Origin of the sequence: Blastococcus sp. KM273128 (assembly GCF_021698975.1) — a bacterium.
In the GTDB taxonomy this organism is placed as follows: domain Bacteria; phylum Actinomycetota; class Actinomycetes; order Mycobacteriales; family Geodermatophilaceae; genus Blastococcus.
Window position 1 is genome coordinate 38,546 of sequence record NZ_SSXA01000024.1, and the last position, 8,836, is coordinate 47,381.

At 75.6% G+C, this 8,836-nt stretch carries 8 protein-coding genes; 7 read left to right on the forward strand and 1 reads right to left on the reverse strand.

All coding sequences use genetic code 11. The annotated features are described in order from the left end of the window. The first annotated feature begins 18 nt into the window (after window positions 1-18). The gene (locus tag E9529_RS22415) at window positions 19-1,347 is read left to right on the forward strand and encodes a GAF domain-containing protein (RefSeq protein WP_308195269.1); all 1,329 of its coding nucleotides are present in this window, start codon (window positions 19-21) and stop codon (window positions 1,345-1,347) included. A gap of 49 nt (window positions 1,348-1,396) precedes the next feature. Further along, window positions 1,397-2,650 (forward strand): MFS transporter, encoded by a 1,254-nt coding sequence (locus E9529_RS09290; RefSeq protein ID WP_236830873.1) that lies wholly within the window; start codon window positions 1,397-1,399, stop codon window positions 2,648-2,650. A gap of 6 nt (window positions 2,651-2,656) precedes the next feature. Here the strand turns inward: E9529_RS09290 and E9529_RS09295 are convergent, their stop codons facing one another. Further along, on the reverse strand, window positions 2,657-3,181 hold the full coding sequence (locus tag E9529_RS09295; RefSeq protein ID WP_236830874.1) for a DinB family protein: 525 nt from the start codon (window positions 3,179-3,181) through the stop codon (window positions 2,657-2,659). Between the two features lie 240 nt (window positions 3,182-3,421). Here E9529_RS09295 and E9529_RS09300 point away from each other — a divergent pair, with 240 nt between their 5' ends. The 5 genes from E9529_RS09300 to E9529_RS09320 form a co-directional block, all read left to right on the forward strand. Next, complete coding sequence (locus tag E9529_RS09300; protein ID WP_236830875.1) at window positions 3,422-3,964, forward strand: (2Fe-2S)-binding protein; 543 nt, start codon at window positions 3,422-3,424, stop codon at window positions 3,962-3,964. After that, window positions 3,961-6,450 carry a xanthine dehydrogenase family protein molybdopterin-binding subunit gene (locus E9529_RS09305; protein ID WP_236830876.1) on the forward strand — a complete coding sequence of 830 codons (2,490 nt, stop codon included), beginning with the start codon at window positions 3,961-3,963 and terminating at the stop codon, window positions 6,448-6,450. Before E9529_RS09300 ends, E9529_RS09305 begins: the two co-directional genes overlap by 4 nt. Then, window positions 6,447-7,304 carry a xanthine dehydrogenase family protein subunit M gene (locus E9529_RS09310; protein WP_236830877.1) on the forward strand — a complete coding sequence of 286 codons (858 nt, stop codon included), beginning with the start codon at window positions 6,447-6,449 and terminating at the stop codon, window positions 7,302-7,304. Before E9529_RS09305 ends, E9529_RS09310 begins: the two co-directional genes overlap by 4 nt. A gap of 81 nt (window positions 7,305-7,385) precedes the next feature. After that, the gene (locus tag E9529_RS09315) at window positions 7,386-8,474 is read left to right on the forward strand and encodes an SRPBCC family protein (RefSeq protein WP_236830878.1); all 1,089 of its coding nucleotides are present in this window, start codon (window positions 7,386-7,388) and stop codon (window positions 8,472-8,474) included. 149 nt (window positions 8,475-8,623) lie between these two features. Then, window positions 8,624-8,836 (forward strand): hypothetical protein (locus E9529_RS09320; RefSeq protein WP_236830879.1); only part of this gene is annotated, 213 nt, incomplete at its 3' end.

The following is an 8,836-nucleotide window of genomic DNA, read 5'->3' on the forward strand; positions in this document are numbered from 1 at the left end:
GGAGATGAGCGACTCCCCGTGGCCCGGCCGTTGACGACCGCGGTCAACCCGTGGCTGGCGCTGCCGGACGGGCCGCCGTCGGCCGCCCGCTCCCGCGGGCTGCGCGCGGCGCACGAGCGGCTCGTCACGGCCGGCGCGCTGCCCACGGGCGACGCGGTGCGGCCGGTCGTGCTCGACTCGTGGCGGCGCTCCCTGGGCAGCGGCGTCGACCCGGACGGCGGGTCGCCCCCGGTCGAGCTCCTCGACGCCGAGCTGCGGGCCTACCGCGACGCCCACCCGCTGGCCCCGGTGCTGCCGGTGATCCGCCGGCTGCTGGTCCAGGACGCCGAGGCCGACCGCATGGTCGTGGCGGTCAGCGACGCCGCCGGCCGCATGCTGTGGGTGGAGGGCGACCGCGGGCTGCGCGGGCGGGCGGCCGCGATGAACTTCGTCGAGGGCGCCCGGTGGTCCGAGGAGGTCGCCGGCACCAACGCCCCCGGTACGGCGCTGGCGGTCGACGCCGCGGTGCAGATCTACGGCAGCGAGCACTTCCGCCGCTCCGTCCAGCCGTGGAGCTGCTCGGCCGCGCCGGTGCACGACCCGGTGTCCGGGGCGCTGCTGGGCGCGATCGACGTCACCGGTGGCGACCACGTCGCCAGCCCGCACGTGCTCACCCTGGTGCGCGCGACGGTGGCCGCGGTGGAGTCGGAGCTGCGCTGGCTGCACCGGGAGCGGCTCGCGGCCGGCCCGGGCGCGGCGGGGCCGGCGCCGGTGGAGGCGCGGCTGGAGGTGCTCGGCCGCGAGCGGGCGCGGCTGACGCTGCCGGGCGGGCCGCTGGAGCTCTCGGTGCGGCACTCGGAGCTGCTGTTCCTGCTGGCCGAGGCCGCCGTCTCCGGTCACGGACGGGACGCCGCCCAGCTCGCCGCCGAGGTGCACGCCGGCGCGGCGGCCACCGTCACCGTGCGGGCCGAGCTCTCCCGGCTGCGGCGGCTGGTCGGCGGCGACCTGCTGGAGTCCCGCCCCTACCGGCTGGTCGGCCGGGTGCGCACCGACGCCGAGGAGGTGCGCCGGCTCGTCGCCCGCGGGGAGCTCGCCGCCGCCCTCGAGCGCTACGCGGGGCCGGTGCTGCCCGGGTCGCAGGCACCCGGCGTCCGGCAGGCCCGCGACCGGCTGCTCGGTCTGCTCCGGCGGGCGGTGCTCACCGCGCGCCGCCCCGACCTGCTGCTGCGCCTGGCCCAGCTGCCCGAGCTGCGGGAGGACGCCGGCGTCTGGCAGGCGCTGGGCGAGGCGCTGCCGGCCGGGTCGCCGCGCCGGGCCGCGGTCACCGCGCACCTGCACCGCCTGCGGCTGGCCGGCCGCGTCCGGTGACCCGCCCGGCGCGGGAATGCTGAGGGCGGCTCACGACTTCGCTCCTGGAGTGACCGCACCGCCCCTCGCCGACCGCCCGCCCCTGCGCACCGGCCGGCTCGTCGCCGCGGTCGTCGCCCTGGGGCTCGGCGGGTTCGCCATCGGCACCACCGAGTTCGTGACCATGGGGCTGCTGCCCGACCTGGCCGAGGGCGTGGGGATCACCATCCCCACCGCCGGTCACCTCATCTCGGCCTACGCGCTCGGGGTCGTCGTCGGGGCGCCGGTGATCGCCGCCCTGGCCACCAAGCTGCCCCGCCGGGCGGTGCTGCTCGGGCTCATGGGGGCCTTCATCGCCGGCAACGTCCTCACCGCGGTGGCGCCGGGCTACGGGTCGCTGCTGGCCTCGCGCTTCCTGGCCGGGCTGCCGCACGGGGCGTACTTCGGCGTCGCCTCGCTGGTCGCGGCGTCGCTGGTGGCGCCGCACCTGCGCGGGCGGGCGGTGAGCTCGGTGATGCTGGGCCTGGCGCTGGCCAACGTCGCCGGGGTGCCCTCGGCGACCTGGCTCGGGCAGCAGTTCGGCTGGCGCACCGCCTACTGGGCCGTCGCGGTGCTCGCGCTGCTCACCATCGCCGCGACCGCCTGGGTGGTGCCCTCCGCGCCGGGCAACCGCGAGGCCACGATGCGTACCGAGCTCGGGGCGCTTCGCCGCCCGCAGGTGCTGCTGACGCTGCTGGTCGGCGTGGTCGGCTTCGGCGGCATGTTCGCCGTCTACAGCTACATCGCGCCGCTGATCACCGAGGTCACCGGCATGTCCCGCGCCGCGATCCCGCTGGTGCTGCTGGCGTTCGGCGTCGGCGGTGTGCTCGGGACGGCCGTGGGCGGCCGGCTCGCGGACCTGGCCCTGTTCCCCTCGCTGGTCGGCGCCAACGTCGTCACCGGCGTCCTGCTCGCGCTGGTGCCGGTGGCCGCCCGCACCCCGCTCACGATCGTCCTCGCGATCTTCCTGCTCGCCGCCAGCGCCTCGACGCTCGTGGTGTGCCTGCAGCTGCGGCTGATGGAGGTCGCCGGTGAGGCGCAGATGCTGGGGGCGGCGCTGAACCACTCGGCGCTGAACGCGGCCAACGCGCTCGGCGCCTGGCTGGGCGGGCTGGTCATCGCCGCGGGCCTGGGCTACACCGCGCCCGGCTGGGTCGGGGCCGGGCTCGCCGTGCTGGGCCTGCTGGCGCTCACCGCCTCGGCGGTGCTGCGCCGCCGCGAGCTGCGCGCCGCCGCCGCGGGCGGGCTGGTCGCCCCGCACGCGGAGCCGGCCGTCGCGCGCTGACCCCGCTCAGCGGAGGAGGGCGGCCAGCTGCTCGGCGTGGTCGCGCTGGTGGCCGGGGAGGAAGTCCAGGACGTCGCCCAGCGTCAGCGCCCCGTCGGTGGCGTGCCGGCCGGTGCGCGCCCGCTCGGCCTCCGGCACGCCGCGGACCGCCGCCAGCAGCCCGGCCTGGGCCTCCTGCAGCTCGTCGAGCAGGCGGAGCGGCGGGACGGCGGCGTAGCCGGCCACGCGGTCGGCGGCGGTGGGGTCGAAGTCGGCCAGCAGCGGGTCCTCCTCGGTGCGCAGGCGCGTGATGCGGGCGGTGAACACGCGGGCGCTGTCCCGGAGGTGCCCCGCCACCTGGTGCGGGGTCCAGGCGAGCTCGGCGGCGTAGGCGGGGAAGTGGCCGGAGCCGACCAGCCGCGCGTGCTCGGCGGCCGGCAGGCGCCGGGTCGGCAGCGCGGCGGCAGGGGCGGCCGCGAGCAGCCCGGCCACCCGCCGCTGCTGGGCGGCCAGGGCGTCGCCGGGGCTGTGGGGCGGGGCGGTCGTCGGCACGCGACGACCGTCGCCGACCGCCGGGCGCGGCACCAGGGCCCGGCCTGCCAGGAAGCGCGCGGATCCGGCCTGCAACGGCCGTGCAACGTCCTCCGCGCCCGCTCCGCCGCCCGACCAGCGGGATCGGCACGAGAAGGGACGCAGGTAAGCGTGGCCTAAGTCACAGCTTTCAGGCCAGACTCCGCTCGGGCCCGCGGGCGACCGCGGGCGCAGCGACCCCTGCAACGAGGCGGAGGACTGATGACCCGGATCAACGTGCGGGTGGACGGGGCGTCCTACCAGGACGACGTCGAACCGCGGACCCTGCTCGTCCACTACCTGCGCGAGCAGCTCGGCAAGGTCGGGACCGTGGTCGGTTGCGACACCAGCAACTGCGGCGCCTGCACCGTGCACCTCGACGGCGAGGCCGTGAAGAGCTGCACCGTGCTCGCCGTCCAGGCCGACGGCGCCGAGGTGACCACCATCGAGGGCGTCTCCCGCGGCGGCGAGCTGCACCCGGTGCAGAAGGCCTTCCACGAGATGCACGGCCTCCAGTGCGGCTTCTGCACCCCCGGCATGATCATGGCCTCGATCGACCTGCTGGCGGACAACCCCGACCCCAGCGACGACGAGGTGCGCGAGGGCATCGAGGGCAACCTCTGCCGCTGCACCGGCTACCAGAACATCGTCCGGGCCGTGCAGCACGCCGCCGGCGAGATGCGCGGTGCTCCCGCGGGCGACGGGCACGTCGCCCCGGCCGCCGTCGACACCGCCGCCGCCCCGCACGTGGTGGGGCAGGCATGACCGCCGTCGAGGACCGGACCGAGGCGCCGGCCGCCGAGATCGGCAAGGCGCGGCGGCGCAAGGAGGACGCGCGGCTCATCACCGGCCGCACCACCTGGACCGACAACATGGTGCTGCCGGGGATGCTGCACCTCGCCGTCGTCCGCAGCCCGGTCGCGCACGCGAAGATCAGCTCCGTCGACGTCTCCGCGGCCGCGGACGCGCCCGGCGTCGTCGCCGTCTTCACCGGCGCCGACCTGGCCGAGGAGCAGGGCTCGCTGCCGTGCGCCTGGCCGGTGACGCCGGACATGGTCAACCCCGGCCACCCGTCGATCGCGGTGACCGAGGTCAACCACGTCGGTGAGGCGGTCGCGGTGATCGTGGCCCGCAGCAAGGCCGCGGCCCAGGACGCCGTCGAGCTGGTCGACGTCGACTACGAGCCGCTGCCGGTCGTGCTGGACATGGAGGAGGCCGTCAAGGACGGCGCCGACCTCGTCCACGACCACCTCGAGTCCAACACCAGCTACCACTTCGTGTTCGACGCCGGGGAGGCCGGCACCGGGGCGGACACCGAGCAGGCGTTCGCCGACGCCGACGTCGTGGTCAGCCGGCGGTTCGTCCAGCAGCGGCTGATCCCGGCGTTCATGGAGCCGCGCTCGGTCGTCGTCCAGCCGCAGGGCGACAACTACACGATGTGGTCGGCCACCCAGGTGCCGCACATCCTGCGGGTGATGGCGGCGATGGTCACCGGCATCCCCGAGCACAAGCTGCGGGTGGTGGCCCCCGACGTCGGCGGCGGGTTCGGCGGGAAGCTGCAGGTGAACCCGGAGGAGATCCTCTGCCTGCTGATCGCCCGCCGGCTGGGCAAGCCGGTGAAGTGGACCGAGACGCGCAGCGAGTCGCTGATGACCGCCCACCACGGCCGCGACCAGATCCAGTTCGTGGACGTCGCCGCGGACCGGGAGGGCAACGTCAAGGGGCTGCGGGTGCGGCTGCTGGCCGACATGGGGGCCTACCTGCGGCTGATCACGCCAGGCATCCCGGCGCTGGGCGCGTTCATGTTCCCCGGCATCTACAAGTTCCCGGCCTACCGCTTCGAGTGCGACGGGGTGTTCACCAACAAGGTGCCCACCGACGCCTACCGCGGCGCCGGGCGCCCGGAGGCCACCTTCGCCATCGAGCGGATCATGGACGAGCTCGCCGTCGAGCTCGGCATGGACCCGCTGGAGCTGCGGCGGAAGAACTGGATCCGCGCGGAGGAGTTCCCGTTCACCACGGTGGCAGGGCTCGCCTACGACAGCGGTGACTACGACGCCGCGACGCAGCAGGCGCTGCAGCTGCTCGGCTACGACGAGCTGCGCGCCGAGCAGCAGCGGCGGCGCGAGTCCGGTGACCCGGTGCAGCTCGGCATCGGCGTCTCCACGTTCACCGAGATGTGCGGCCTGGCCCCCTCGCGGGTGCTCGGCTCGCTCTCCTTCGGCGCCGGTGGCTGGGAGCACGCCGCGATCCGCATGCTGCCCACCGGGAAGGTGGAGGTCGTCACCGGCTCGACGCCGCACGGGCAGGGCCACGAGACGGCGTGGAGCCAGCTGGTCGCCGACGCGCTCGGGGTGCCGTTCGAGGACGTCGAGGTGCTCCACGGCGACACCGCCATCGCCTCCCGCGGCCTGGACACCTACGGGTCGCGGTCGCTGGTCGTCGGCGGCTCGGCGGTGGTCAAGGCGGCGGACAAGGTGATCGCCAAGGCCCGGAAGGTCGCCGCGCACCTGCTCGAGGCCAGCGAGGACGACCTGGAGTTCAGCGGCGGGCGGTTCTCCGTGCGGGGCACGCCCGGCGCCGGCCTCGGCATCCAGGAGATCGCCCTCGCGATCTTCGCCGCGCACGACTACCCGGAGGGGATCGAGCCCTCCATCGACGCGGAGGCGACCTTCGACCCGGAGAACTTCTCCTTCCCGCACGGGACGCACCTGTGTGCCATGGAGGTCGACACCGAGACCGGGTTCGTCAAGATCCGCAAGTACGCGTGCGTGGACGACGTCGGCACGATCGTGAACCCGCTGATCGTCGAGGGGCAGGTGCACGGCGGCCTCGCCCAGGGCATCGCGCAGGCCCTCTACGAGGAGGCGATCTACGACGCCGACGGCAACCTGACCACCGGCACCTTCGTGGACTACCTGGTGCCCTCGGCCGCGGACCTGCCGCACTTCGACACCGGCAACACGGTGCACACCGCGCCGGGGAACCCGATCGGTGCCAAGGGCGTGGGCGAGGCCGGCTGCATCGCCTCGACGCCGGCGGTCGTCAACGCCGCGCTGGACGCCGTCCGGCACCTGGGCGTCACCGACATCCGCATGCCGCTGACGCCCGAGCGCGTCTGGCGGGCCATCCACGCAGGAGGGGACGGCGGCGACCGCGCCACCGCCGGCTCCAACGCCTACGGCGGGGCGCAGACCGAGACCACCGCCGGCGTGTCGACCGAGGCCTCGTCGCTGGGAGGGGACCGATGATTCCCGCACCGTTCGAGTACGCGCGCCCGACCACGGTCGACGAGGCGCTGCAGGCGATGGCCGCCGGTGGTGAGGACGTGAAGGTCCTCGCCGGCGGGCAGTCGCTGATCCCGGTCATGCGGCTGCGGCTGGCCGCGCCGGAGACCGTCGTCGACCTGGGCCGGGTCACCGAGCTGCGGGGGGTGCGGGAGGACGGCGACGCGCTGGTCATCGGGGCGATGACCACGCACTCCGACGTCCTCGCCGACCCGCTGATCCGGCAGCACGCGCCGCTGATCGCGCAGGCCACCGAGACGGTGGCCGACCGCCAGGTGCGCCACCGGGGCACCTTCGGCGGGGCGCTGGTGCACGCCGACCCCGCCGGCGACCTGCCCGCGGTGGCGCTGGCGCTGGACGCCGAGTTCGTCATCGCCGGGCCCGAGGGGCGCCGCACGGTGCCGGCGCGGGACTTCTTCGTCGACTACCTCACGACCGCGGTCGACGAGGGCGAGCTGCTCGTCGAGGTGCGGGTCCCCAAGCTCGACGGGCAGTGGGGCATGCGGTACGAGAAGTTCAACCGCGTCGCCCAGGCGTGGTCGATCGTCGCCGTGGCCGCCGCGGTGCGCCGCGAGAACGGGCACATCACCGAGGCGCGGGTCGGGTTGACCAACATGGGGCCGACCCCGCTGAGGGCCGGTGCGGTCGAGGCGGCGCTCTCCGGGGCCGAGGCGACACCCGAGGCGATCGCCGCGGCCGCCGCGCACGCCGCCGAGGGCACCGAGCCCAGCAGCGACCTCAACGCCCAGGCCGACTACCGGCAGCACCTGGCGACCGTCCTCACGCGCCGGGCGGTGACCGCCGCCGCCGGGCTGTAGCTTGACGAGGACCCCCGTGCCTCCGGCGCGCTCGTGCCGGGGCACGGGGGCCGTTCCAGTACGTCACCAGGAGGTCATCCCGTGCAGCTGGAGAACTCGTTCACCGTGCCGGTGCCCGTCGACGAGGCGTGGCGGGTGCTGCTCGACATCGAGCGGATCGCGCCCTGCATGCCCGGCGCGGCCCTTGATTCCGTCGACGGCGACGACTTCACCGGCCGGGTGAAGGTCAAGCTCGGGCCGATCAACCTGACCTACCAGGGCAAGGCGTCGTTCATCGAGAAGGACGAGGCGGCGCACCGGGCGGTCATCGACGCCCGCGGGAAGGACCAGCGCGGCAACGGGACGGCGGCGGCGACGGTCACCGCGCAGCTGAGGGCCGAGGGCTCGGTCACGCGGGTGGACGTGCTCACCGACCTGAACATCACCGGTCGCCCGGCGCAGTTCGGCCGCGGGGTGATGACCGACGTCGGCAACAAGCTGCTCGGGCAGTTCGCCGACAAGCTCGCCGCCCAGCTCGGCGAGGGTGACGCGCAGGGCGACGCCGACCGGGCCGCCGCCGCAGCGGAGCCGGGTCCCGCGGCGAAGGCGGCGGCGACGGCGACCGGCGTGGTCGAGGAGGTCGCCGCCTCCGCCGAGCAGGCCGCCGGCGACGGCACGGCGGCCAAGAAGGCGGCGGCGACGACGAAGAAGGCCGCCGCCTCCGCCACCGACAAGGTGGCACCGGCGGAGGGGGCCGCGGCGAAGAAGGCCGCTCCCGCCAAGGCGCCGGCGAAGAAGGCCGCCGCGGCGAAGGCAGCTCCCGCCGAGGCAGCCACCGGCAAGGAGACGGCGACGACGGAGACCCCGGCCAAGGAGACCGCGGCCAAGGTCACCGCCGAGAAGGCCGCCGGTACCGGCCCGACCGACACCGCGCCCGCCGGCAAGGCGCCCAGCACGCCGCCCAACGGGAACACCGCCCCGCCCGGACGGCCCTCGACCGGTGCCCCGCTGCGCAGCGTGCCCGGCACCGGCCCGGCGGAGCGGTCGCGTCCCGCGCCGTCCGAGCCGGAGCCGATCGACCTTCTCGAGGTGGCCGGCGGGGCGGCGCTGACCCGCTACGCCGCCCCGGCGGCCGGGGTCGCAGCGCTGGTGCTGGTCATCGCCCTCGTGGTCAGGCGCCGCCGCCGCTGAGGCGGACGGGCCGATCCGTCACCCGCCCGGTCGTCGGCCCGGCTCCGCCGTGCGTCCTGATCGGAACGCGTCCTCTCGACAACCCGCCCTCGCCGGCACCCCTTCTCCGGGGGGCCGTAATTGTCATACCCCCGGCCTAGCCTGCGGTTATGTCGTCGGCGGCGGGTTTCCAGGTGGGGGTCGGGGTGTCCTTCGTGGACCCGCTGCCCTCGGAATGGGAGCTCGCCGACCCCGATCCGCAGCGGTGGGACGAGCCACTCAGCGCGTGGCTGCCCGCCCAGCGCAGCGCGGCGGAGGCGGTGGATCTGCTGGGGCAGATCGTGGCCGCCGAGGCGCGGTTGGCGGCGCTGCGGGTGGAGCTG

Excerpts from the sequence above, each read along its gene's own strand:
- E9529_RS09300 (WP_236830875.1), top strand. The coding sequence starts at position 3,422 with ATGACCCGGATCAACGTGCGGGTGGACGGGGCGTCCTACCAGGACGAC.
- E9529_RS09305 (WP_236830876.1), top strand. The coding sequence starts at position 3,961 with ATGACCGCCGTCGAGGACCGGACCGAGGCGCCGGCCGCCGAGATCGGC.
- E9529_RS09310 (WP_236830877.1), top strand. The coding sequence starts at position 6,447 with ATGATTCCCGCACCGTTCGAGTACGCGCGCCCGACCACGGTCGACGAG.